A 24,189-nucleotide genomic window follows, 5' to 3' on the forward strand; every position below is an offset into this window, starting at 1 on the left:
TCGTATGCACGGCGTCCGACGAAGCGCCAGCCGTCTGCCGCTTCATCGTCACCCAATCCCGATTGTCCCGCTTCAAGCAGATGCTAATCCACTGCAGGTTTTTGTGCAATGCACAATAGAATGGGCCGGCAAAAGTTTGGCGACCTCTTCTATCTTCTCGCCTTCTGGAGAGGAGGAGGGCGTGCGCTCACTTCGGCGGCGCCACCCAGATTTCGGCATTCAGCCTTCTGGTGGCGAGGCCGCGCGCCAGGGCTTCGGCGCTGCGGGCGCTTTTCGCCAGCACCGTGGCCTGGCGCTTGCTGATGACAAGCCCTTCCTCCAGAGCCCGGTTGCCCGAAAAAACCCGGACCAGAAACGGCGTGCGATTGCCGCGGGCGCGTGAAAAACGCGCCGGCATCGTCTGCCTCGCCGCGTGAGCGACGACGTCGTCGATCCAGCCTTCGGCGAGCCGGGCGCCGGGTTCCAGAAGCAGGAGCCAGTCGCCCTTGGCCTGGCCGATGCCTGTTGCGATGCCGCCGGCGACGAGGTGACAGCCGGCATGCTCGGCGACGCGATGCGTCTGGTCGGTCGAGCCGGTGTCGCAGACGATGACGTCGCGCACCACGCCCTCGACCGCGCCGCCGATCAGCGAGGCCAGCGTGCGGGCAAGGCCTTCTTCGTCGTTCCTGGTTTCGATGAGGACGCTGAGCATTTTAGCCGAATAGCGGAAAGCGCGGCGCTGCGCCAGATGCGCGTTCTGAACGAAAAAGTTCTTGCTTTGTTCTCATTGGCAAAATAGGAATAGTTTCATGAACAGAGCGATTCGACAGCCTGCCGACAGTCCCTGGGAGAGGGCGAAAATGGAACAGATCGTGCGCGCCGACATTGCCGCTTTCGGAGCAGGCAGAGCCGAGATGGCAAATGCAATGATAGAACAGAGCGGCATGCGCGTGCGGCCGGACCGCAATCGCGGACGCTCCGCGGGCATCAATCCGTCCGGCCGCTTCGAGCCGGTCAGCCGGCATGTGTTCGACGATGGCTGGAACTCGCTGGAGGAACTGCCGCCGTTCAAGACGGAGGTGCAGGTCGAGAAGCCGCGCACCATCATCACGCGCAACGAGTCGCCGGACATTTCCTTCGATCGTTCGATCAATCCCTATCGCGGCTGCGAGCATGGCTGTGTCTACTGCTTTGCCAGGCCGACGCATTCCTTCATGGGCCTGTCGCCGGGGCTCGATTTCGAATCGAAGCTCTTTGCCAAGCCCGATGCGGCGCGAATGCTGGACAGGGAATTGTCGAAGCCCGGCTACCAGCCGCGCACCATCGCCATCGGCACCAACACCGATCCCTACCAGCCGATCGAAAAGCAATACCGGATCATGCGCGAGATCCTGGAGGTGCTGGAGGCGCGTGGCCATCCGGTCGGCATCGTAACCAAGTCGGCACTGGTGACGCGCGATATCGACATCCTGTCGCGCATGGCCGAACGCGGCCTCGCCAAGGTGGCGCTGTCGGTGACGACGCTCGACCGCATGCTGGCGAGAACCATGGAGCCGCGCGCCTCGACGCCGACAAAGCGTCTGGAAGCGATAAGGCAGCTTTCGGATGCCGGCGTCCCCGCCTCAGTGATGGTGGCGCCGATCATTCCCGGCCTCACCGATCCGGAGATGGAGCGCATCCTCGATTCGGCGCGTGCCGCCGGCGCCAGGGAGGCAGGCTATGTCGTGCTGCGTCTGCCGCTCGAGGTGGCGCCGATCTTCAAGGACTGGCTCTTGCGCCATTATCCGGATCGCTACCGGCATGTGATGTCGCTGATCCGCTCGATGCGCGACGGCAAGGACTACGATTCGGAATGGGGCAGGCGCATGAAGGGCGCCGGACCCTATGCCTGGCAGATCGGCCGGCGCTTCGAGATCGCCGCCAAGCGGCTCGGCCTCAATGCCGAGCGGCGGCAGCTTCGGACCGACCAATTCGTCGCAGGCTCCGGCGTCGGCGAGCAGTTGATGCTGCTGTGAAGATGATGCCGGCCGCGAAGGCCGGCGGCTAAGGCAACTCGGGAGGCAGAGTTTTGCGCCCGGATTGCGATCCGCTAACCCTCTGTTTTGATGTAACTTCGTACGGAAGGCCCGCTACGCACTCTTCCTGGAATTGCTCAAGAATCCCGTCCGGCCCAGTCCCCCGGCCGTGAGACGGTGCCCTCCCGGTCCGACGCCCCATCCGACCCGGAGGGACTTGCGGAGAATCGGAGCCGATGCGAACCTCGCCGCACCATGGCTCGCGCGCGTTCCGATTCTCCGCTTCTCTTCGAAATGGTCGAGAAGCCCGACTTCTCGATTGAAACGAAAGCGATGGCCGAGGGGCTGTGGCCGGTAGCGGGGATGGACGAGGCGGGCCGCGGGCCGCTTGCCGGTCCGGTGGTGGCCGCGGCCGTGGTGCTCAACCCGGCCAACATTCCCGAAGGGCTCGACGATTCCAAGCGCCTCACCCATCTGCAGCGCGAGGCGCTGTTCCTCAAAATCCTGGGCTCGGCGCTCAGCGTCTCGATGGCCTCGATCAGCGCCGAAGGCATCGACAACAGCAACATTCTGAAAGCCAGCCTGGAAGCCATGCGCCGCGCCGCCGCCGGACTGTCGCTGCCGCCCAAACTGGCGCTGGCGGACGGCCGCGACGTCCCGCCAGGGCTCACCTGCGAGGGACGCGCGCTGATCAAGGGCGACCAGCGCTCGCAATCTATCGCCGCCGCCTCGATCATCGCCAAGGTGATGCGCGACCGCATGATGTGCGGCTGCGGCGGCCATCATGAGCATTACGGCTTCGAAATGCATATGGGCTACGCGACGGTCCGCCACCGGACCGCGATCGAGGCGCATGGCCCGGTGGCGCGACTGCACAGGGCGTCGTTCGCACCGTTCCGGTTTGGCGGCGTCGAGGTGGCGGAAGCGGAAGAGAGCTTCGAGGGAATAGATTAATCTCCTCCTTGAGGAGGAAATGGCCGGCAGGCGGAGGGGGTCGTCGCGCGTGAAGCACCGACGCCCTCTTTAGTCGCACAAGGGGTTGAGCTCTACGCGCAACGACCCCCTCTGTCGCCTTCGGCGACATCTCCCCCTCAAGAGGGGAGATTATTCGCGCCCAAAACAAAAAAGCCGCCGGGTTGCCCAGGCGGCTTCATGTCAGCAACGGCAGAGCCGCTCAGTTCAGCTTGGCCTTCACGTCCTGCAGCGCCGACTTGAACAAATCGGCGCCGGCCTTGGCGTCGACCTTGGCGGCAAGCAGCGCACGGGCGGCCTCGACGGCGATGTCGACGGCGCTGGCACGCACCTCGCCGATCGCTTCGCGCTCGGCCTGGCTGATCTTCTGCTCGGCAAGCGCCGTGCGCCGGGCGACGTAGTCCTCGGTCTTCTTATGCGCCTCGGAAGCAAGGAGCTCGGCCTCGCGCTTGGCGGCGGCGACGATGTCGGCGGCCTCCTTCTCGGCTTCCTTGCGCTTCTGCTGGTATTGGCCGAGCAGCTGCTGGGCCTCTTCGCGCAGGCGGCGCGCTTCCTCGAGCTCGCTGCTGATCTTGGCCGCGCGGGAATCGAGCGACTTTGCGAGCATGCCCGGCACCTTCAGATAGATGACGGCGCCGAGGAAGATGATCAGGGCAATGGTGGCCCAGAGCGTGGCAAGTGATGTGGCGTCCATGATGGCCTCCTCACCGGGTCGCGGATTTGACCGCGGCCGAAATCTCGGCCTTGTCGGTCTTGCCGCCGACCAGCGCCTCGACGATGGCCGACGTGGTGTCCTCGGCTATCGTGCCGACTTCCTTCATCGCCTTGGCCTTGATCGAGGCGATGCTCGCCTCGGCTTCGCCGAGCTTCTTCTCGAGTTCCGCCTCGAGCTTCTTGCGCGTGCTTTCGGCTTCGCTCTTGGCGGCGTCGCTCGCCTGCTGGCCGATCTTGTTGGCGTTGGCCTTGGCTTCCGCCAATTCCTGCTCATAGGCGGCAACGGCAGCGTCCGCCTCGCCCTTCAGCCTGGCGGCGTGGTCGAGATCCTGGGTGATGCGATCGTTGCGGACATCGATGATACCGCCGATGCGCGGCATCACAACCCGCTTCAGGAACAAATAGAAGAGCCCGAAGGTGATGACGAGCCACAGGATCTGCGACGGGAAGGTCTCGGCATTGAACGGCGGGAACGTGCCATGCTCCTCGGCAGGCACGGCGGTGCCCGCATGCGTATCGCCCTCGGCCGTGGCCGGCGCGGATTCTTGCGCAAAGGCAGATGTCACGAACATCTCATTCCCCTGTCCATACGGCGGGGCCGCACCATGCGGCCCCTTTCGTCAGCGCGTGGTTCTTACCTGAAGACCAGCAGCAGCGCGATGAGGAGCGAGAAGATGCCCAGCGCTTCGGTCACGGCGAAGCCGAAGATCAGGCGGCCGAACTGGCCGTCAGCGGCCGACGGGTTGCGGAGCGCACCCGAGAGATAGCTGCCGAAGATGTTGCCGAGGCCGATGCCGGCGCCGCCCATGCCGATGCAGGCGATACCAGCGCCGATAGCAGCTGCTGCAGTTGCGTCCATTTCAAAACTCCTGTGGTTTTCGTAATCGTTGCGGTTGGTACGTTGGGTATGCTGGCGCCGGGGCGCCGGTGAAAATCGATCAGTGGCTCGGGTGCAGAGCGTCGTTCAGATACATGCAGGTCAGCACCGCGAAGACGTAGGCCTGCAGGAAGGCGACCAGCAGTTCCAGCGCCGTCAGGGCAACCGCCATGGCGAGCGGCAGGACCGAGCCGGCGATGCCGACCGCACCCAGCGCGCTGAGGCTGACCACGAAGCCCGAAAACACTTTCAGCGTGATGTGGCCGGCCAGCATGTTGGCGAAAAGACGAACGGAGAGGCTGACCGGACGCGAGACAAAGGAAATGACTTCGATCGCCACCACCAGCGGCATCAGATAGCCAGGCACGCCATGCGGCACGAACAGCTTGAGGAAGCCGAGGCCGTGCTTGGCGAAGCCGTAGACGATGACGGTGCCAATGACCAGGATCGCCAGCGTGAAGGTGACGATGATGTGGCTGGTGACGGTGAAGAAATAAGGGAACAGGCCGATCAGGTTGGCGACCAGCACGAACATGAACAGCGAGAACACCAGCGGGAAGAACTGCATGCCCTGCTTGCCCGCCGCATCGCGCAGCATGTTGCCGACGAACTCATAGGCCATTTCCGAGACCGACTGCAGGCGGCCAGGAATGAGGGCGCGGCTGGCGGTGCTCATGTAGAGGAAAGCGGAAGCGACGGCGATCGTCACGACCATGAACAGAGCGGAGTTGGTGAAAGAAATGTCGTAGCCGCCGATATGAAGCGGGATGATCGGATGGATCTGGAACTGGTGGATCGGATCGACCTGGTCAGCAGCAGCCACTTTAAATCCCCGTCAAAGCCACAACCGGCTTCTTAAGTTTCTTTCGCGCCTTGCGGCGCCTTACTTCAGTCCTTCGGTTCGGGCGGCTTGCCGCCCTGGCCGAATTCCGATGCAAGTCCCGACGAACGCAGGACATTGAGTATACCGGCGCCAAAACCCAGCAGCAGGCCGACGATCAGACCCCAGGGCGCGATTCCCGCCAAGCGGTCGATGATCCAGCCCAGGCCGACACCAACCACCACTCCGGCGATGAACTCGCTGGACAGTTTCAGGGCCTGACCGTAACCGGTCGCAGCTTTCGCTTCGTCTTTCCCCTCGAGCCGGTCCGTGCGTCTTGATGCAAGCGATGCTTCAAGCTCGCGCCGGCGGCGCTCAAGTTCGTCGTCGCGGATGGTGGCTTCTGGCTGCCTGCCGCGGCCGGTTTCTCCGGTTCCGTCTGGCCCGTTTTTGTCGGCCATCGCAACCCCCCTGCCCGGGCAGACGATCACCGTCCGTCCGCTTCTAAAGTCGCCGGCAACATAGTTAGCGGGTCCGCGCCCGTCAAGCCACGGGCCGAACTTCAAAGCGATGTATTTTCCGCTTTCAAATCAATGGCTTATCCGGGTGCGACATCGTGCCCGTCACGCCTGTGCGAGGACTCGGCGCGAATCCGGGCGACAAGCCGCGCTGATCGGTGCGCGCAGCAAACGAGAAAGAGCGTTGCCGCGGGGTGCCGATCAAGCGGCTCAGTTCGAGCCGCCTAAACGGCTCAGCTCCAGCCGCCGCCATAGGTGCGATAGAAGATATGCAGGCCGATCCTGGTCATGCGCTGCATGGCGCGCGCCCAGCCCGGATGGACGTAATTGGCGTAGTAATGGGTCGAGGATCCGACCTCGGGGATGAAGATCTTGCCGGCGGTCACCGCCATGGCGACATCCTGGGCGGTCTTGTACGCGACCGGGTCGTTGATGCGCTTCTTCCTGCCGTCACAGGCGAAGGAGAACTGGCAGCGGTTGAACCAGTTGTCGTTCTGGTAGACGACACCGCAGATCGTCTTCGGATAGGCAGGGTTGCGGACGCGGTTGAGGATCACCTGCGCCACCGCGGCCTGGCCGCGCACCGGTTCGCTGCGCGCCTCGAAATAGATGCCCTTGGCGAGGCATTCCTGTTCCGGCTTGGAGAAGACGGCCGCAGGCAGCGGATTCTGCATCCAGGCGTGATCCCCCTTGCCCATCGGCGGGATGAAGCGGCCGTCATTCGGATCGTCCTGCAGCAGAGCCTCAAAGGGCGAGGCCTTGGCATAGTCCGGCGCCGACTGGGCATAGGCGGTGGCGAGGATGTCGGGCTTGTCGTTGTTGACGAGAGCGACGAGAGCCGCCGGCAAATCCGGATCGGGCTTCTTGTCCTCGCGGATGTGGAAGGCCTGGGCGATCTGGATTTCCTTGCCCTTGATGCCGGGCTTGGCGAAAGTCAGCTTCAGGCCGCTGTCCATCGCCGGACGGAGCAGCGAGGAGGTGCGCTCGAAGATGGAGCCGGCGCTGAAATTCTTCGGCGGCGCAACGGGCGACACCTGGACGAGGCGGCCCTTCTTGTCGGCGCGCACGACGCGGTCCTCATCGGGCGTAGCGCCGGCGACATTGCCCTTGCCGCGGAGCGCCACCGTGCCAACGCCAGGCAGGTCCACGCCGGAGCCGGAGATCGAGCCCGTGGCGGCCGAATCGACGAACGGCATCTCGGCGGCGTGCACCGAGCCGGCGACGGATTTTTCGACATAGGCATTCCAGCGATGGCTGGGCGACTCCAGCCCGGACACGAGGCTTGCCATATCCTGGTAAGCGACGACGGACGGAAAGCCGACCCAGAAGCCGAGCCCCAGAACCAAAGGAGGAAGGAAGGAACGTTTATTCGCAACGGCGGCGGCGACGAGCCGCGTAAGAACGCGTCGATGCACGGAACTCTCCAGAAACGCTACTGACCCCGGAGAGCCAAAATGAAGCATTAACCTTGATGGGGGGTTAACGGCACCGATCGTGTTTTTTTCATGTTGCAGATAAGCCGGCCTCCGCCAGCTGTGGAAAGCCGGCGAAAACGTCAGGCCGTGCGCAGAAAAATCGGCCATGCGATCGCCGCGCAGATCGCGGCCGCCAGCCACACGCCCGGCCATGCGAAGAGAAGCAGAAGCCAGGGAATGGCGATCGGCACCAGGCAGAAGCCGACAAAGACCAGAGTGTTGGCGAGGCTGAGCGCGGTGCCGACATGGCCGGCACCGGCAAGCGTCGCAAGCTCGGTATAGGCAACGCCATGCCAGGCCGATACGCAGATGCCGGCTACGATCACCATAAGGGGCAGGAGCAACAGCACCGACGGCTGCCTGGCTGCAGCGATGGCCAGAACCCATAGCACCAGGAAGGCCAGCGCGCTCAGCGCGCTGCAGAATCTCAGGAACGGCCTTCGGTTGCGGTGGCGGTCGGTGTAGCGGCCGCTCCAGACACGCATCACCATGGCGCCCGTCTGCACGGCGGCGAGGGTGGCGCTGGTCACCCATGTGCCCGTGCCGGCAAAGTCGTGCAGGAAGACGGAGGCAAAGGTGAGCACCGCCACCTGCGGGAAGCAGAGCAGGCCGATGGCTGCCGAGATGCGCCAGACCTCGATGTTGCGCAGCGGCGCCGGGCCGGTCGTGACGGCGGCGGCATGCGCGTCGCCTTGCGTCGGCGGCTCGTGCAACCAGCGCCGGGCAAAGCAAGCCGAGAGCGCGGAGAGAGCCGCCAGCAGGCCGAAGACGGCGGCGAAGCCGAAGCCCAAGGCTAGCCACGGCAGGACGAGCGCGCCGAGCCCGCCGCCAAGCGGCACCGCCGTCTGCCTGATGCTCATGGCGAAGCCGCGCTCGTCTTCGCCGAACCAGCCCATGATGGCGCGGCCGCTGGAGCCGTTGACGCTGCCGCCGAGCAGGCCTGCAACGAGCAGGCTGGCCGAAAGCAGCACGACACCGGGAGCGGCTGTTTTCGTCGGCACGACGAGGATTGCCATGGCAAAAAGCCACATGGCGGTCGCGCCGAGCCCGGTCAGCAGCACGCGGCGGTCGCCCCAGCGGTCGGTAAGCACGCCCCAGGGCAGTTCGCTGAGCGCCACGCCGAGGCCGAGCAGACCGAGCGCAGCGCCGAGCGAGGCATTGTCGAGATGGTAACCCTGGCGCATCACCACAGCCGTCGCCGGGATGCCGGAGAAGGTAGCGGAGAAGCCGGCATTGGCGGCGACGCCGATGCCGAGCACTTTCCATCGATGGGTGGGCCCGAAGGCGCGGCCAGCCGAAGCGGCGGCGCCTGCCGCGGACCGCCGGCAATCGTTGCGAGTTACGATGGCGGACATGATCTCGTATTCCCTCTGCGCCGGTCGATCGGTCTTGACCGGTCGGATGTAGCGCCATAGCTTCATCCAGAAAATCAGCAAGTTTTTGATTGATAATCCTGAAAATAAGGACAATCTCATGCGACGCGTCACATTCGACCTCGACGTGCTCAGGACCTTCGTCACCGGCATGGAGCTTGGCAGTTTCGCCAAGGCGGCCGAGCGGCTCGGCCGCTCGACCTCTGCCGTCAGCGCGCAGCTGAAGAAGCTGGAAGAACAGGCGGCGACCCCGGTCCTCCGCAAGGCGGGGCGCGGCCTGGCGCTTACCGAAGCTGGTGAAACGATGCTCGGCTATGCGCGGCGTCTCATCGAGCTCAATGACGAGGCGGCCTCAGCTATCCGCGACGTCGAGCTCGAAGGCTGGGTGCGGCTCGGCCTGCAGGAGGACTTCGGCGAGGCCGTGCTGCCGGAGGTGCTCGGCCGGTTTGCCCGTGCGCATCCCAAGGTCCGGATCGAAGCGCGGATCGGACGCAGCCATGAGCTCGCCGAGCGCGTCGTCTCAGGCAGCCTCGACATCGCGCTGGCCTGGCACGACGGCACGATCCTGCCCTACAGCCGGCATGTCGCCGAGGTGCAGGCGCGCTGGATCGGCCCGGCTAAACCGATGCAAGCCGGCCACAATGGTGAAGCGCTGCCGCTGGTGTTGTTCGAGGCGCCATGCCTGCTGCGCACCGTGGCGACCGAGACGCTCGACCGCGCCGGCCTCGCCTGGCGCATGGCGTTCTCGAGTCCCAGCCTCGGCGGCATCTGGGCGGCGGTCGCCGCGGGTCTCGGGCTGACGATCCGCACCGATATCGGCCTGCCAGCCACTGTCAGGGCGATCGCGCCGGGCGTGCTCGGGCTGCCGCTCCTGCCGAGGATGGCGCTGCATCTGCACCAGAAGGATGCCGAGCTCGATCCGGTGGCGGCACGGCTGGCAGAGATATTGCTGGAGGCGGCGCTGGATACGCTGCCCGAGGGAGCGCGTTTCGGCGAGGGCTTGCGAGCGGTCGCGTAGGTTCCAAGCCATTCTTCATCCTCGAGCGGAGCAAGGAGCGAAGCGACACGGCACAGACCCGTGAATGACGACGGGAGGGGCGCTGCCGACCCTTTCCCACAAAGGGCTCAGCGCTTCTTCGCCCGACCTGCGAAAGGATTGTCCGAGGTGCGCAGCGCCATGCGGATCGGCACGCCGGGCATGTCGAAAGCCTCGCGCAGGCTGTTCGAGAGGTAGCGGACATAGGATTGCGGCATCGCGTCCGGGCGCGAGCAGGAGACGACGAAACCCGGCGGCCGGGTTTTTGCCTGCGTGACATATTTGATCTTCAGCCGGCGGCCGGCGACGGCGGGCGGCGGATGATGCGCCAGAATGCCTTCCAGCCAGCGGTTGAGCTTGCCGGTCGAGACGCGGCTGTTCCAGACCTTGTGCGTCTTGATGACGGCGTCCATCAGCCGATCGAGGCCGCGCCCGGTCTCGGCAGAGACCGTCACCGCCTGAATGCCGCGCACTTGGGGAAGCAACCGCTCGGTCTTTTCGCGCAGCTCGGCCAGAAGCTCCTGCGGGTTGTCGATCAGGTCCCATTTGTTGAAGGCGATCACCGGCGCGCGGCCCTCGCGAATGATCAGGTCGGCGATTTGCAGGTCCTGCTTCTCGAAGGGGATGGTGGCGTCGAGCACGATGATGACGATCTCGGCGAAGCGGATAGCGCGCAGGCCATCCTGCACCGAAAGCTTCTCGAGCTTTTCCTGGACTTTGGACTTGCGCCGCATGCCAGCGGTGTCGAACAGCTTTATCCGGCGGCCGCGCCAGTCCCAGTCGACCGAGATGGAATCGCGGGTGATGCCGGCCTCGGGTCCGGTCAGCAGCCGCTCCTCGCCGATCAGCGCATTGATCAGCGTCGACTTGCCGGCATTGGGGCGGCCGACCACGGCTATGCGCAGCGGCTTGGTCTCGTCATAGGCCGGCTCGGCGTCGGGGTCGGCGATATCCTCGCCGATAAGCACCTCGCTCACGGCGATCTCATCGCCCGGCTGTTGCGCGTGCTCGCCGAAGGCGCGTTCCTCGCCGAGTGCCGCGATCACCGCATCGCGCAGATCGGGCATGCCTTGGCCATGCTCGGCCGAGACGGGGATCGGCTCGCCGAGGCCGAGTTCCCAGGCTTCCAGCATGCCGCCTTGCGCGCCTCGCGCTTCCGCCTTGTTGGCCACCAGCACCACCGGCTTGCCGGATTTGCGGACCACGTCGGCGAAGGTCCGGTCGTCGGGCATCAGGCCCGACTTGGCATCGACGGTGAAGAAGATCAGGTCGGCCTCGCGGATGGCGATCTCGGTCTGCTGGCGCATGCGGCCGGGCAGCGTCGAGGCCGCCGCATCCTCGAAGCCGGCGGTGTCGATGACGTCGAAGTGAAGATCGTAAAGCTTGGCGGCATGGACGCGACGATCGCGCGTCACGCCCGGCGTGTCGTCGACAAGCGCCAGCTTCTTTCCCACCAGCCGATTGAAAAGAGTCGATTTGCCGACATTAGGCCGGCCGATGATGGCGACTTTGAACGTCATCCGGGGTCACGAAGCGTTGCCCGACCCGCGGATCAGCTCGGACATCAACTGCGCCCGCTGGCGCGCATTGCGCGGGGCGCCGTCATCCGAAGCGATCTGGTCGAACAGTTTCAGCGCATCCGCCGACTTGCCTTCCTTCCAGGCGGCAAGGCCGAGCGCCTCACGCGCCGAGCTGCGCAGCGGATTGGTGTCGGCGGTGAGCGCCTCGACACGGCTGGAGACATCGGCAAACGAGCCGTGATCCACCAGCAGCAGCGCCGCTCTCAATCGCGCCATGTCGCGGATGCCTGCGGGAATGGCGCTGTCGGCCGCGACCGCATCGAAATCCTTGACGGCGGCGTCGACGTCTCCCTTGTCGGCCTTGACGGTCGCGGTCCGCATGCGGGCGAGCAGCGGATAGGCGCCATAGCCATCCTTTTCCAGCTGATCGAGAGCGGCGATCGCCTCGTCGTTCTTGCCGTCATTTGCGAGCTTGAGCGCCTGCGAGAAGGCATCGCCCGACCGGTTGGCGCGGGTCTCGTCCCAGTAGCGGTAGCCGACGAAGGCGGCAGTCGCCACCACGATCAGGATCGCGGCACCGAGCAGGGCCGGACCAAAGCGGTCCCACAGCGCCTGCGCCTGCTCGCGACGAATCTCTTCGTTGACTTCGCGGATAAAACTGTCGTCCGACATCAATCAAAAACCATTGCGGCCCCGGAACGGAGCGCTTCTTGAGCCCCGCGTTTTAGCGAAATTTCGTCGGCATGGAAGGGGGATCGCCGGAAAATCGGCGGAGGCTCCCAGTGCCCCACAGGCCTTGCCGGAACGCATCGATGCTACATTTGGGCGATAGACGGCTTTCCTACAGCCCCAAAGGTTGCCCAAAAGGTTGCCAGTGCCACGTTCGTTCCGCGTCCTTGCGTTCAGCCTCGCCTGGCTTGGCTCCGTTGGCACGGGGCTTGCCGATCCGCCCGAAACCGATGGCGGCGAAACCAAAGCAGATCGTGCTTATCTCCTTCGACAGCGCACGCGAGATCTCGCAATGGGAGCGCAGCCGCGCGCTGGCAAAGCGCACCGGCGCGCATTTCACGTATTTTCTGTCCTGCGTCTTCCTGCTCTCGCCGAAAACGCGCGCCGAGTACGTCGCGCCCGGCAAGGGTGCCAGCAAATCGAATATCGGCTTCGCCGCCTCGGAGCCGGATGTCGCGGACCGGCTGCAACAGATCCGGCTCGCGGCCGCCGAAGGTCACGACATCGGCAGTCATGCCTGCGGACATTTCGACGGCAAGGGCTGGAGCAAGGCCGACTGGCTGGCCGAGTTCTCAGCGTTCCGCCGCGTCCTCGAAAACGCCTATGCGATCAACGGCATTTCGCCGGAGCCGCCTGGCTGGCGTGATTTCGCCCGCCATGCCGTGATCGGTTTCCGCGCGCCGTACCTCTCGGCCGGCAGGGCCCTTTACGAAGCGCTGCCCGAGGCCGGCTTCCAATATGACGCAAGCGGTGTCTCGAACGGCCCTGCCCTGCCGCGCGCAAAGGACGGCACCACCCGCTTTGCATTGCCGCAGATTCCGGAGGGGCCGAAGTCGAAGCGGGTGGTGGCGACGGACTACAACCTCTATGTCCGCCATTCGGGCGGCTTCGAGAAGCCGTCGATGGCAGGCGAGTTCGCCGACCGCGCCTATCGGGCGTTTCGCGCCGCCTTCGATGCGCAATACAACGGCAAACGACTTCCGCTGGGGCTCGGCTTCCACTTCACGCAGATGAATGCCGGCGCCTACTGGAACGCGCTGGAGCGCGTTGCCGGTGAAGTCTGCGTCATGGAGCAGGTCGAATGCATCAGCTTCCGCGACTATATCGAGCGGCAGCGCTCCGGCGATGCACGGGTTGCCGTGGGCGGCTGAGCCGCCCACTTCCAATCTCTTGCCTGGGCGCAATTCCGGACGGAAAGGCGCTCCGCAATTGTTCCGAGTTCAGGCCGGATCCTCCGCGCTCTGCCGCGCGAGATAACGCTGGTCGATGTCTGGCAGCGGCTCGCCTTCCAGCGTCGCCTCGAAGGCGCGCAGGCGCTTGTGCACCGACTGCAGCTCGACGATGGTCGACCAGGAATTCAACAGGAACTGCAGCGAATTCGTCACCTTGCCGAAGGCGTTCGAAATCTGGTTCAGCGCACCGAAGGTGATCTTGTGCGCAACCAGCGAGGGCCCGAGGATCAGCAGCGAGAAGATGTTGTCGGCCTGCAGGTAGGTGTACCGGACGACGTTGAAATAGATGTAGTGGAAATAGAGCCTGAAGTAGTTGCGGCGCACATTGTCGAACAGTTCCGTCGTCGTCGCCGGCTGCGCCCGGTCGGGATGGTCTTCGCCGTAGACGAGTTCCTTGCGATAGGCGGCCTCGACGCGCTGGTTGCGGAACTGGAGGCCCGGCAGCTTGATGCCGGCGAGCATCACCGAGGCCGTGCCGAATATGCACCACCCCAGCGCGGCAACGACCAGGGGCTGCGGCACCGCGCCCAGGATCGGCAACTCGGTGATGTGCGCTTGCAGCTGGATCATCACCGGCAGGAAGGCGATGAGGGTCATGATCGACTGGACGAAGCTCGAGCCCAGGTCCTCCATGATCTGCGAGAAGCGCATCGTATCTTCCTGGATGCGCTGCGAAGCGCCCTCGATGTGGCGCAGCCGGCCCCAGTTCGCCATGAAGTAGTCGTTCATCGCCGTGCGCCAGCGGAAGATCCAGTGGCTGACGATAAAGGCGTTGACCACCTGCACGTTCATGCCGACCAGCGCCAGCCAGGAGAAGTCGGCCAACCCCCTGTAGAACTCGATGTCAGTCGATGGCGTCGTCCCCGACATCAGCCCCTGGACATAATCGAAGAAAGGTCCGTACCAGTTGTTGACGGCGACGCTGACCTGCACGTTGAAATAGATGAAGAAGAGAATGACGGCGGTCATCAGGATCGACCAGTTCTGCCACGGATGCGGAGCATACCAGCTCCAGAACGCGTAGAAGATCGCCACACAGGCCACGAAGTACATGTAGAACCACAAGAACGGCTTCGACCATAGAACCGCGATGCCGATGATGGGCGGCGCACCCGCAGCCGCCGGCGGCATGCCGAGGATGGCGCCCAGCTGTTCGCCGCCGAAGAACCAGAACAGGATCGCCGCAAGGCTCCAGAGGGCGGCCGAGGTGAAGAAAAGCTTCGGCTGCGGGAAGAAGGATACGAACACTGTGGCGGGTTTCCTCGGTCTGACCGCAAATCAGCGGCGTTGCTGTTCGGCGGGCATAAGGTCACACATTACTGGGAAAGAAAATGCCCGGCCCGGCGCTCGGCACCGAACAAGACCACAAATCATGGCGATTTTGGTGCAGCCGACCAGGCAACGACGCCGGAGACCAGCAGAGCGGCAGCCGCCATGATCGAGGCGAGCACATAATTGCCCGAGGCCTGGGCGAGCAAGCCGGCGGCAATCGGACCGATGATCTGGCCGAGGCCGAAGGCGGCGGTCATCACCGCGAAGATGCGGCGCGGCGCCTGCGGCGCAAGCTGCCTTGCTGCCTGCAGGCCGAACGCGGTGATGGCGATGAACGTGCCGCCGAGCAATATGGCAGCCAGAAGCGGCCCGCTGAAACCTTTGACGACGACGCTGGCGATGACGCCGACCACTTCGACCAGGCAGCTCACGGCATAGGCCGTATAAAGCCCGATCCTGGCGGCGAGCTTTTGCCAGAACCAGGTCGAGGGGAAGCCGGCAAGACCGGCGATCATCCAGACCGAGGCCTCGAAGACACGTCCGCCGCCGTCCTGGCGAACGATGGCGACCAGAAAAGTGGCCGTCACCACATAGCCCAAGCCGAACAGCCCATAGGCAAGGATTATCTTCGTCAGCGATCTATCCTTCGGCAACGCCGGTTCAGGCCCATCGACGCCATTGGCGGGCGTGGCGGAGCCCGCGAGGATCGCGACGAGGAGCAGGCCGACAGCGGAAATTGCTCCCGACCATAGCCAGCCCGCGGGCCAGCCGGCATGGGCCGTGACGAGGATGGCCAGCAGCGCCGAGGACGCCGCAATGCCCAGGCCGACACCGCCGAAATGCAGCGCTTGCAGATCGCCGCGGCCTGCCTTTGCAAGATGGCTGAAGACGATCGACGACATGAAAACCATGACGAAGGCGCTGGCCAGGCCGGCGAGAAAACGAATGGCGAGGAAAGCGGCCATCGTCTCGTTCAGTCCCATCAGAGCCGCGAGCACGGCGCTCGCGGCAAGGCTTGCGAACATCAGCAGACGCTCGCGGCCATGCGCCCAGCCGCCGGCCGCGGCGAGCGCGCCAATGAGATAGCCGAGATAGTTAGCGGAAGCGATCCAGCCGGCGTCTGCCGGCGTCAGGTGCAACTCTTCCATCATGCCGGGCAGGATCGGCGTGTAGACGAAGCGGCCGATGCCCATGGCGACGGCGAGAGCCGTCATGCCGGCGAGGGCAAGGCGCAAGGGAGATGGCGAAGCGGCTTTCATTGCAGCGCAGCATAAATGTGTGCACGTGCGAAACAATGCGATTGCGTTGGGCCAGGCCGGCTTGGCCCGCCTTCAGCGGCAAGCCGTCTCGTACACCGTGCGGCCGGCCGTGAGCCGGAACGGCATATCGCCGAGCTCGCGCTCCGACATGGAGTCCAGCACCGGATGCGACAGAGGATCGACCGTCCAGCGGGCAATCTCGCCGTCGTCCTGCCAAGCCTGTCTTGGCTCAGCGCCGGAAAGCCCCTTCAGCAAAGAGAAAATCTTCATCGACCTGCCTCCAAGCCCGGTTTGCCTCGCTAGAATCCGCTTTTCTTCGGCACGTTTCAATTGAGATTTGAGACCAGCAAGTTTAGAAAAACTGGATGACGATCCTGAACCGTGTCCACCTCAATGGCTTGCGTGCCGTCGAAACCGTTGCCCGCGTTGGATCGCTTGCCGCGGCGGCTGCCGAACTCAATGTTTCGGTCAGCGCCGTCAGCCAGCAGATCAAGCGCACGGAAAAACAGCTGGGGCAGGCGCTGTTCGAGCGGACGTCCGGCGGACTCGTGACGACGGAATTTGGCGTCGTTTTCACGGCCCGGCTGAGCGCCGGCTTCCGCGAGCTTGCGCAAGCGGTGGCGTTGGCCGACGAGGCAACGGAATGCACCCTGGTGGTGTCGGTGGCGCCCGCCTTCGCCTCGAAATGGCTGTTGCCCAGGCTGTCGCGGCATTTTGCCCGCCATCCCAACGTGCTCTTGCGCATAGACGCTTCAGGCAGGCTCGCCGATCTCGACCATTCCGATATCGACATTGCGATTCGGATGGGCGACGGCGCTTGGCCGGGAGTAAACGCGGAACTGCTTTTGGCGCAGGAAGTGTTTCCGGTCTGCGTACCAGCGATCGCGGCCAAGCTGAACTCGACCGAGGACCTGGCGCGGACCTGCGCCATCACCGACGAGCGGGCAATGATCAGCTGGGATAGCTGGTTCAAGGCGGCCGGCGTCGAGCCGGTCACTTTCCAAAAAGGCGCGCGCTTCACCGATCCGATGCTCTGCCTGGAATCTGCAATCGCCGGCCATGGCGTGATGCTCGCCTGGCAATTGCTGACCGCCGATGCGCTGGCCGATGGCCGGCTGGTCGCCCCTTTCGGCGTGCGAGCTGAAAGCGGGCTCGGCTACTGGATGGTGACCTCGGCCACCAAAAGCGAAAGCCGAAAGGTGCGCGACTTCAAGGCCTGGGTCCGCGAGGAGATCGAAGCGACCAAGGCGCAGTTCCGGGCGCTCGACAGCGCCGCCTGAGCTCGTTTGAGCATGATCTTGTCCGAACGCCGCCATGCACTTTTCGCGATCATGCCTGGAGGCCCAGTCGATCGCGGTGGAAAGGCCGGGCGCAGCGGTCTATGTAAGGATCAGACCCCACAATCACGGCAGGCAGGATCATGACCACACATTCGCGCGGCGTCTCGGCAACCATCGACCCGGTGAAGCTCGACAGGCTGGCCGAAGTCGCCGTCAAGGTCGGGTTGCAGCTGCAGCCGGGACAGGACTTGGTGCTGACGTCCTCGATCGCGGCGCTGCCGCTGACCCGGCGCATCGTCGAGCATGCCTATAAGGCCGGCGCCGGGCTGGTGACGCCGATCTTCAACGACGACGAGATCACGCTGGCGCGTTTCCGCTATGGCGCCGACGCCGGCTTCGACCGCGCCGCCGGCTGGCTTTACGAAGGCATGGCGAAAGCCTTCGCCAACAATGCGGCGCGGCTTGCGGTGCGCGGCGAGGATCCGTCTCTGCTGTCGGCGCAGGACCCGGCCAAGGTGGCGCGGGCCAACAAGGCGAATTCGATGGCGTACCAGCCGGCGCTCGAAAAGATCACCGGTTTCGACATCAACTGGAACATCGTGGCATATCCGGATGTTGCCTGGGCTCGCCAAGTGTTCCCGGGCGAGCCCGACGATGTCGCGGTGGTGAGGCTCGCCGACGCGATCTTCTCGGCCTCGCGCGTCGATGTCGAGGATCCGATCGGCAACTGGAAGGCGCACAACGCGGCCTTGGCCGAGCGCACGAAATGGCTGAACGAGCACAATTTCCACGCGCTGCATTTCACCGGACCGGGCACCGACCTCACCGTCGGCCTGGCGGAAGGTCATGAATGGATGGGCGGCGCTTCGACGGCGAAGAACGGCATCACCTGCAATCCGAACATCCCGACCGAGGAAGTCTTCACCACGCCGCATGCGAGGCGCGTCGAAGGCCATGTCTCCTCGACCAAGCCGCTCTCCTACCAGGGCACGCTGATCGACGAGATCTCGGTGCGCTTCGAGGGCGGTCGGATCGTCGAGGCCAAGGCCTCGAAGGGCGAGGACGTTCTGAAGAAGGTGCTGGACACCGACGAGGGCGCGCGCCGGCTCGGCGAAGTGGCGCTGGTGCCGCATTCCTCGCCGATCTCGAAGAGCGGCCTGCTGTTCTTCAACACGCTGTTCGACGAGAACGCCGCCTGCCACATCGCGCTCGGACAGTGCTATTCGAAGTGCTTCGTCAACGGCGCCTCGCTCAGCCAGGACGAGATTGCCGAGCGCGGCGGCAACAAGAGTTTCATCCACATCGACTGGATGATCGGCTCGGACAAGATCGACATCGACGGCGTCGGCAAGGACGGCAGCCGCGTGCCGGTGATGCGCAAGGGCGAGTGGGCCTGAGAGACCCGACGCGGAGACAGCCTTGGACGTGGCGGTAAAGCGCGTCTACGAAGCGCCGGAGAGGAGCGATGGCCAGCGGGTGCTTGTCGACCGCGTCTGGCCGCGCGGCGTCTCCAAGAAGGACGCCGCGCTGGACCTTTGGCTGAAGAAGATCGCGCCGAGCACCGAACTGCGCAAATGGTTCGGGCATGATCTCGAACGATGGCCGGAGTTCCAGAAGCGGTACTGCGCCGAGCTGGACGGCAACGAGAAGGCTGTGGCGCAGCTGCGAGAACTGCTGCGCCACGGCAAGGTGACGCTGCTCTTCGGCGCGCATGACGAGGCGCATAACAATGCGGTGGCGTTGATGGGGTATTTGCGGAGGGATTAACCTCTCTCGTCGTCATCCTCGGGCTTGACCCGAGGATCCATGCCGTGACTGTCACCGAAGGACGCAACGGAGCAGAACTCTTAAACCGCCACAATGCTTTAGCGTCGCGGCATGGAATCCTAGGGTCTGCGCGCGTCGCTTCGCTCGTTGCTCGCCCTAGGATGACGAGGGATAGTGTGCCGCGCCTGACGAATCCTACTTCACCGCCTCTTCATAAACATCCGGCTTGAAACCAACCAAGATGCGGCCACCCACCTCCAGCACGGGCCGCTTGATGATAGTGGGCTTGGCGAGCATCAGCTTCTTCGCTTTCTTCTCGTCGAGCGCTTCCTTGTCCTTCTCCGGCAGTTCGCGAAAAGTCGTGCTGCCCTTGTTGAGCAGTCTCTCCCAGCCGACCTTATCGACCCAGCCATTCAGCCTTTCCGCCTCGATCCCTTCGGCGCGATAGTCATGGAAGCGGTAGGGAAGGTCGCGGCTCTCCAGCCAGACGCGCGCCTTCTTGATCGTGTCGCAGGTGGTGATGCCGTACATGGTGATCGTCAATTCGGACCTCGGGCGGATGGATTGCGAATCTGGCCGAATCCTAGGCTTGCCTTGCCCGCTTTGCCAGCGTGACTACGTGAAGACGATTTGGCGCTCTCCATGGCGGCCGGAATATCATCTTGGCCGCCATGTCTGATTTTCAGATCCTGCAACGAAGATTCGGAATGCCAGACGCCGATCGGCTTCAATAGTAGAAGCGCTCTTCGCTGATCTTGCCGTTCTTGACCGTATAGAGGCCAACCTCATCCATTTTGACGCGTTCGCCGGTAGATTTGGGCGTCACGTCAAAGGTGAAGCGCAAGGCGAACTGGTCGCCATTGACGTACGGGCCCTCGATCGAGCCGCCGTGAACCTCATGGTTCGCTTCCCACCATTCGCCCTTCTGCTTTACGGCGTCCCTGCCGCTGCAAACGGCCATGGGACCTTCCATCGCCTCGTAGCTGACGATGTTATCGGCATTGTATTTCGCGGCGGCGCCGCGGTTGTCGCCCTGCTTGAGGAGTTCGGTGAAATGCTTGGCGACTTCGGCAGTGGTCATGATTTCCTCCCGGTTTGGACAGACCCCAGATAGGGAGCTCCCTCGTGACCTGCCATCGCCGAAGCGTCGGTAGCTGACAAATCGTGTCAGGATCGAATGCCGGTCTGCTAATAACACCCGCGCTCGATCGCCAGCCGGCGCACCAGCGCCAGCACGGTGTCGATGGCGGGCGTCGGCTGGCCGGTCAGGCGGCCAAGCTCCTGCACTGCCGTTACCAGCGCGTCGACCTCCATCGGGCGGCCGCGTTCGAGGTCCTGCAACATCGAGGTCTTGTGCTCGCCGACGTCGCCGGCGCCCTTGATGCGCCGGTCGACGGGGATCAGGAAGCGCACGCCGAGGCGCTCGCCAATCGCCTGCGCCTCCAGCATCATGGCGCGGGCGACGGCCCGCGTGGCTTCATCTGCGACGATCGCCGCGAGCGTGCTGCCGGTCAGCGCCGAGATCGGGTTGAACGAAAGATTGCCCCAAAGCTTCACCCAGATTTCCGAACGTATGTCCTCGCGGACCGGCGCCTGCAGCCCGGCCTTGACCATCTCGCGCGCCAACACACTCACCCGCTCGCTCTTTTCGCCCGAAGGCTCGCCGAGCGAAAAGCGCGTGCCCTCGACATGGCGGATCCGCCCGGGCGCATCGACCTCGACGGCCGGATAGACGACCGAGCCGATGACGCGCCCGGGCCCGATGGTCTCCCAGATCCTTCCGCCGGAATCGACCGCATCAAGCCGCGTGCCTTCGAGCGCGCCGCCGGACTTGTAGAAGTACCACCAGGGCACGCCGTTCTGCATGGTGACGACGGCTGTCCCCTCGCCCAGCAGCGGTGCAATCTCGCCCAGCGCCGGCGCCAGCGAATGCGCCTTCAGCGCCAGCACCACGTAATCCTGAATGCCGAGTTCTTCGGACGTGGCCGCTGCCCTCACGCGCGCGATCGTCTCCTTGCCGTCCTCGATCAGGCGTAGGCCATCGGCCTCGATCGCTTCGAGATGCGCGCCGCGCGCCACGATCGACAGATCGACGCGGCCGGCAGTCGCCAGCTTGGCGGCGAGATAGCCGCCGATGGCGCCGGCGCCGAAGACTGTAATGCGCATCAGCTCAAACCGAGCTTCGCCGCGAGGCCTATGCGCTGCAATTTGCCGGTGGCGCCCTTCGGGATCTCGTCCAGGATCACCACCTTGCGCGGCACCTTGAAATCGGCGAGCCGAGTCGCGGCAAAGCCGCGAATGTCGGCCTCGCTGGCGCTCTGGCCTTCCCGCAGCACGACAGCGGCAGCCACTTCCTCGCCGAGCTTGTCATGCGGCATGGCGAAGGTGACGACCTGCGCCACCGCCGGATGATCCATCAGCACGCCATCGACCTCGACCGGCGAGATCTTTTCGCCGCCGCGATTGATGATCTCCTTCAGCCGGCCGGTGACGCGCAGATAATTGTCCTCGTCCAGCACGCCCTGGTCGCCGGTGTGGAACCAGCCATGCGCGAAGGCGCTGGCATTGGCGTCCGGATTCTTCTCGTAGCCGGCGGTGACGTTCGGGCCGCGAATGACGACCTCGCCGATCTCGCCGGGCTCGAGCAGCCTTCCATCCGGCGCCATGACGGCCACTTCCGGTCCGGCCGAGGCGCCGACGCTGCCCGGCTTGCGCAGTCCGGGTGGCAGCCGGTTGGACGCCATCTGGTGCGCGGCCTCGGTCATGCCGTAGGCCTCGATCACCGGGCAGCCGAAAGTCGCCTCCAGCTCTGCCATGACCTGCGCCGGGAGTGAGGCCGACGACGAGCGGATGAAACGCAGCTTCGCTTCGGCCAGTTGCCCGGGATTGCGCGCGGCGCGCGGCAGGATCGCCTGGTGCATCGTCGGCACCGCCGTATACCAGGTTGGCTTCGCTTCGGAGAGCCATTGGAAAAAGCGCAGCGCGTTGAAGCCCGGCGTGCAGAAGACGCTGGCGCCGGCGGCGAGCGAGGACAGCACCGCCGCGATCAGCCCGTGAATGTGAAACAGCGGCATGATGTTGAGGCAGCGGTCGGCCGAGCCCAGGCCCAGCGTGGCGCCGATATGCGCGGCCGAGGCGGCGAGGTTGGCGTGGCTGAGCGGCACCAGCTTCGGCCGCGATGTAGTGCCGGAGGTATGCAGAAGGAGAGCGGTGTCGCTGTCTTCGGCCAAGCCGGAGGCAACCGGCGGCCCGACCGGGCCGCCCTCGATGGTGAAGATGCCGGCCGGCGCGCCTTCAGGCACCGCCAGCCGCAGCACCGCAATGCCGAGGCGTTCGGCAACTTCGACCGAGGGTCCTTGCTCGTCCTTGCCGACAAGGATCGCCTTGACGCCGATGTCCCTCAGATAGAAATCGAGCTCGTCGGCCCGGTAGGCTGGATTGAGCGGCGCTGTGGACGCGGCTGCGGCGACCGCGATGAAGGCCGTTGCCATCTCCGGGCCGTTCGGCAGCACGATGGCAACGCGGTCGCCACGGCCGATGCCGAGCGTGTTGAGCCGGGTCACGGTCTCTTGGATCAGACGGCGCAGCCCCCCATGCGAGAGGACTGTCCGGTCGGGCGCGGCGATGGCTGGCGCATCTTCGGCGCCGGGCGCGAGGCGATGAGCAAGATCAAAGGGTTTTTCGCTTGTTGTCATGGTTCCAGACTATGTTTCGAACGATCGGCCGATGTCCAGCAAAGGGCTGCTCAGTATCCGAGCGCCAAGCCGTCCTTGCGCGGATCGGAGGCGCCGGTCAGCGTGCCTTTTTCCCAATCGATGAGCACCGCCTGCCCGCCGCCGAGCGGATGGTCTGGCTCGACAACACGATGGCCGCGGCGGCGCAGGCCTTCGACCGTATCGGGACGCACGCTTCGCTCGGCTTCCACGACGTCGTGATTGTAAAAGACGCGCGGCGCATCCAAGGCCTGCTGCGGATCCATGCCGAAGTCGATCATGTTGGTCAAAAGATGGACATGGCCGAAGGGCTGATAGCCGCCGCCCATGACGCCGAAGGGCATCACGGCACGGTCGTCCCTCACCATCATGCCCGGCATGATCGTGTGCATCGGCCGCTTGCCCGGCGCTATTGCGTTCGGATGCTTCGGATCGAGCCGGAACGAAGTGCCGCGGTTCTGCAGCACGACGCCGGTCTTCGGACCGACGACGCCGCTGCCGAAGGAATAATAGGTCGAGTTGATGAAGCTCACCGCGTTCCGGTCGCGGTCGACGACGGTGATGTAGACCGTGTCGCTGCCCGGCAAATCGACGCGCGGCAAATGCGTCATGGCGCGTTCCCGGTCGATCTCGGCGCGCAGCCGGTCGGCATAGGCGATGGAGAGGAGTTCCTTCACCGGCACCGCAACGTGATCCTGATCCGCGAGCAGATTGTCGCGGTCGCGATATGCCAGCCGGCCGGCCTCGATCTCCAGATGCAGGCGCTCTGCGCCATTCGGTTCAAGCGCGCCGAGATCGAAGCCAGAGAGCACGTTCAGCATCAATAGCGCGGTCAGGCCCTGATTGTTCGGCGGCATCTGCTGGATGTCATGACCGCGATAGGAGGTGCTGACCGGCGTCTTGTAGTCGCCTTTCGTCGCGGCGAAATCGTCCAGCGTATGAAGGCCGCCGAGTTGGCGAAGCCGACCGACGATGTCTTCCGCAACAGCGCCTTCGTAGAAACCGGCGCGGCCGCGCTTAGCGATGATGCGCAGCGTTTCCGCCAGTTCCGGCTGGCGATGCACATCACCGGGCTTTGGCGGCTTGCCGCCCGGGAGGAAAATGCGCGTCGCCACTTCGTCGGCCGACAGGTCGGTTTCCGGATCCTCCCAGTCGAAGGCGACGCGGTCGTGTACGACGTAGCCTTGTTCGGCGTAATGGATGGCGGGAGCGAGCGCTTCGGCTATGCCCTTTCGGCCATGGTCTTCCAACAGCCGACACCAGGCGTCGACGGCGCCGGGAATGGTGACCGCGTGCGCGCCCTGCTTCGGCAGCTCGCTGAAACCTCTCTCCAGATACCAGTCGACCGTAGCGGCCTGGGGCGCGCGGCCGGAGCCGTTGAAGGCGATCACATTGCCTTCTCCCTTCGGGCAGTAGAGCACGAAGCAGTCGCCGCCGATACCGGTCGATTGCGGCTCGACAACCGCCTGCACGGCCGCGGCGCAGACAGCCGCATCCATGGCGTTGCCGCCGGACCGCAACATGTCGATGGCGGCAAGTGTGGCGAGCGGATGCGAGGTCGCGGCCATGGCTTCGGTGGCGCGGACCGGCGAGCGGCCTGGAAACTGGAAATCACGCATTCTGTTCGAGGTATCCCTG

The 24,189-nt window shown here is 64.6% G+C and carries 25 protein-coding genes; 7 read left to right on the forward strand and 18 right to left on the reverse strand.

Annotation, left to right across the window (positions count from 1 at the left end):
* Positions 1 to 187 precede the first annotated feature (187 nt).
* Positions 188 to 691, reverse strand: coding sequence for a glycosyltransferase (locus CK222_RS15350; RefSeq protein ID WP_095800921.1), 504 nt, complete (start codon positions 689 to 691; stop codon positions 188 to 190).
* Positions 692 to 839: 148 nt separating this feature from the next.
* On the opposite strand from CK222_RS15350, the gene CK222_RS15355 reads away from it, so the two are divergent.
* Positions 840 to 1,994: a PA0069 family radical SAM protein gene (locus CK222_RS15355; protein WP_141247067.1), complete on the forward strand. Its 1,155-nt coding sequence runs from the start codon at positions 840 to 842 to the stop codon at positions 1,992 to 1,994.
* 255 nt (positions 1,995 to 2,249) lie between these two features.
* Positions 2,250 to 2,948 (forward strand): ribonuclease HII, encoded by a 699-nt coding sequence (locus CK222_RS15360; protein WP_067327805.1) that lies wholly within the window; start codon positions 2,250 to 2,252, stop codon positions 2,946 to 2,948.
* Positions 2,949 to 3,168: 220 nt separating this feature from the next.
* Here the strand turns inward: CK222_RS15360 and CK222_RS15365 are convergent, their stop codons facing one another.
* The 7 genes from CK222_RS15365 to CK222_RS15395 all read right to left on the reverse strand — a co-directional run bounded on the left by CK222_RS15365 (position 3,169) and on the right by CK222_RS15395 (position 8,725).
* Positions 3,169 to 3,660 (reverse strand): F0F1 ATP synthase subunit B, encoded by a 492-nt coding sequence (locus CK222_RS15365; protein WP_066999035.1) that lies wholly within the window; start codon positions 3,658 to 3,660, stop codon positions 3,169 to 3,171.
* A gap of 10 nt (positions 3,661 to 3,670) precedes the next feature.
* On the reverse strand, positions 3,671 to 4,252 hold the full coding sequence (locus CK222_RS15370) for a F0F1 ATP synthase subunit B (protein ID WP_066999038.1): 582 nt from the start codon (positions 4,250 to 4,252) through the stop codon (positions 3,671 to 3,673).
* 62 nt (positions 4,253 to 4,314) lie between these two features.
* Positions 4,315 to 4,539, reverse strand: a complete 225-nt coding sequence (locus CK222_RS15375; RefSeq protein ID WP_066999040.1) for a F0F1 ATP synthase subunit C — start codon at positions 4,537 to 4,539, stop codon at positions 4,315 to 4,317.
* Between the two features lie 79 nt (positions 4,540 to 4,618).
* Entirely contained in the window at positions 4,619 to 5,380 is a 762-nt protein-coding gene (locus CK222_RS15380) for a F0F1 ATP synthase subunit A (RefSeq protein WP_066999043.1), read from the reverse strand.
* A gap of 65 nt (positions 5,381 to 5,445) precedes the next feature.
* Entirely contained in the window at positions 5,446 to 5,838 is a 393-nt protein-coding gene (locus tag CK222_RS15385; RefSeq protein ID WP_066999046.1) for an AtpZ/AtpI family protein, read from the reverse strand.
* A 290-nt stretch (positions 5,839 to 6,128) separates the two neighbouring features.
* On the reverse strand, positions 6,129 to 7,310 hold the full coding sequence (locus CK222_RS15390) for a cell wall hydrolase (RefSeq protein WP_067327803.1): 1,182 nt from the start codon (positions 7,308 to 7,310) through the stop codon (positions 6,129 to 6,131).
* 140 nt (positions 7,311 to 7,450) lie between these two features.
* On the reverse strand, positions 7,451 to 8,725 hold the full coding sequence (locus CK222_RS15395; RefSeq protein ID WP_067328016.1) for an MFS transporter: 1,275 nt from the start codon (positions 8,723 to 8,725) through the stop codon (positions 7,451 to 7,453).
* 118 nt (positions 8,726 to 8,843) lie between these two features.
* On the opposite strand from CK222_RS15395, the gene CK222_RS15400 reads away from it, so the two are divergent.
* Positions 8,844 to 9,761 carry a LysR substrate-binding domain-containing protein gene (locus tag CK222_RS15400; protein WP_095800923.1) on the forward strand — a complete coding sequence of 306 codons (918 nt, stop codon included), beginning with the start codon at positions 8,844 to 8,846 and terminating at the stop codon, positions 9,759 to 9,761.
* 107 nt (positions 9,762 to 9,868) lie between these two features.
* Here the strand turns inward: CK222_RS15400 and der are convergent, their stop codons facing one another.
* Positions 9,869 to 11,299: a ribosome biogenesis GTPase Der gene (gene der, locus CK222_RS15405; protein WP_095800924.1), complete on the reverse strand. Its 1,431-nt coding sequence runs from the start codon at positions 11,297 to 11,299 to the stop codon at positions 9,869 to 9,871.
* A 6-nt stretch (positions 11,300 to 11,305) separates the two neighbouring features.
* Positions 11,306 to 11,971 (reverse strand): tetratricopeptide repeat protein, encoded by a 666-nt coding sequence (locus CK222_RS15410; protein WP_095800925.1) that lies wholly within the window; start codon positions 11,969 to 11,971, stop codon positions 11,306 to 11,308.
* Positions 11,972 to 12,258: 287 nt separating this feature from the next.
* Here CK222_RS15410 and CK222_RS15415 point away from each other — a divergent pair, with 287 nt between their 5' ends.
* Positions 12,259 to 13,179, forward strand: coding sequence for a polysaccharide deacetylase (locus tag CK222_RS15415; protein ID WP_348628810.1), 921 nt, complete (start codon positions 12,259 to 12,261; stop codon positions 13,177 to 13,179).
* Between the two features lie 69 nt (positions 13,180 to 13,248).
* Here CK222_RS15415 and sbmA read toward each other — a convergent pair whose 3' ends face one another.
* The 3 genes from sbmA to CK222_RS15430 form a co-directional block, all read right to left on the reverse strand.
* Positions 13,249 to 14,508 carry a peptide antibiotic transporter SbmA gene (sbmA, locus tag CK222_RS15420; RefSeq protein ID WP_066999060.1) on the reverse strand — a complete coding sequence of 420 codons (1,260 nt, stop codon included), beginning with the start codon at positions 14,506 to 14,508 and terminating at the stop codon, positions 13,249 to 13,251.
* Positions 14,509 to 14,630: 122 nt separating this feature from the next.
* Positions 14,631 to 15,791 carry a YbfB/YjiJ family MFS transporter gene (locus tag CK222_RS15425; protein WP_095800926.1) on the reverse strand — a complete coding sequence of 387 codons (1,161 nt, stop codon included), beginning with the start codon at positions 15,789 to 15,791 and terminating at the stop codon, positions 14,631 to 14,633.
* A gap of 72 nt (positions 15,792 to 15,863) precedes the next feature.
* On the reverse strand, positions 15,864 to 16,061 hold the full coding sequence (locus CK222_RS15430; RefSeq protein WP_095800927.1) for a hypothetical protein: 198 nt from the start codon (positions 16,059 to 16,061) through the stop codon (positions 15,864 to 15,866).
* Positions 16,062 to 16,156: 95 nt separating this feature from the next.
* Here CK222_RS15430 and CK222_RS15435 point away from each other — a divergent pair, with 95 nt between their 5' ends.
* The 3 genes from CK222_RS15435 (at position 16,157) to CK222_RS15445 (ending at position 18,838) form a co-directional block, all read left to right on the forward strand.
* Positions 16,157 to 17,071 carry a LysR substrate-binding domain-containing protein gene (locus CK222_RS15435; protein ID WP_095800928.1) on the forward strand — a complete coding sequence of 305 codons (915 nt, stop codon included), beginning with the start codon at positions 16,157 to 16,159 and terminating at the stop codon, positions 17,069 to 17,071.
* A 140-nt stretch (positions 17,072 to 17,211) separates the two neighbouring features.
* Complete coding sequence (locus tag CK222_RS15440; protein WP_067327798.1) at positions 17,212 to 18,468, forward strand: aminopeptidase; 1,257 nt, start codon at positions 17,212 to 17,214, stop codon at positions 18,466 to 18,468.
* Between the two features lie 22 nt (positions 18,469 to 18,490).
* Entirely contained in the window at positions 18,491 to 18,838 is a 348-nt protein-coding gene (locus CK222_RS15445) for a DUF488 domain-containing protein (protein ID WP_095800929.1), read from the forward strand.
* Between the two features lie 195 nt (positions 18,839 to 19,033).
* Here the strand turns inward: CK222_RS15445 and CK222_RS15450 are convergent, their stop codons facing one another.
* The 5 genes from CK222_RS15450 to ggt form a co-directional block, all read right to left on the reverse strand.
* Positions 19,034 to 19,381: an ArsC family reductase gene (locus tag CK222_RS15450; RefSeq protein ID WP_082954003.1), complete on the reverse strand. Its 348-nt coding sequence runs from the start codon at positions 19,379 to 19,381 to the stop codon at positions 19,034 to 19,036.
* Between the two features lie 184 nt (positions 19,382 to 19,565).
* Positions 19,566 to 19,919 (reverse strand): nuclear transport factor 2 family protein, encoded by a 354-nt coding sequence (locus CK222_RS15455; RefSeq protein WP_066988871.1) that lies wholly within the window; start codon positions 19,917 to 19,919, stop codon positions 19,566 to 19,568.
* 107 nt (positions 19,920 to 20,026) lie between these two features.
* Positions 20,027 to 21,004 carry a 2-dehydropantoate 2-reductase gene (locus CK222_RS15460; RefSeq protein ID WP_095800930.1) on the reverse strand — a complete coding sequence of 326 codons (978 nt, stop codon included), beginning with the start codon at positions 21,002 to 21,004 and terminating at the stop codon, positions 20,027 to 20,029.
* Complete coding sequence (locus CK222_RS15465; RefSeq protein WP_095800931.1) at positions 21,004 to 22,533, reverse strand: acyl--CoA ligase; 1,530 nt, start codon at positions 22,531 to 22,533, stop codon at positions 21,004 to 21,006. The genes CK222_RS15460 and CK222_RS15465 overlap by 1 nt, the downstream gene beginning before the upstream one ends.
* A 50-nt stretch (positions 22,534 to 22,583) precedes the next feature.
* The gene (gene ggt / locus CK222_RS15470) at positions 22,584 to 24,170 is read right to left on the reverse strand and encodes a gamma-glutamyltransferase (RefSeq protein ID WP_095800932.1); all 1,587 of its coding nucleotides are present in this window, start codon (positions 24,168 to 24,170) and stop codon (positions 22,584 to 22,586) included.
* Between the last annotated feature and the right edge of the window lie 19 nt (positions 24,171 to 24,189).

This window comes from Mesorhizobium sp. WSM3866, from assembly GCF_002294795.1.
Classification (GTDB): Bacteria; Pseudomonadota; Alphaproteobacteria; order Rhizobiales; family Rhizobiaceae; genus Mesorhizobium.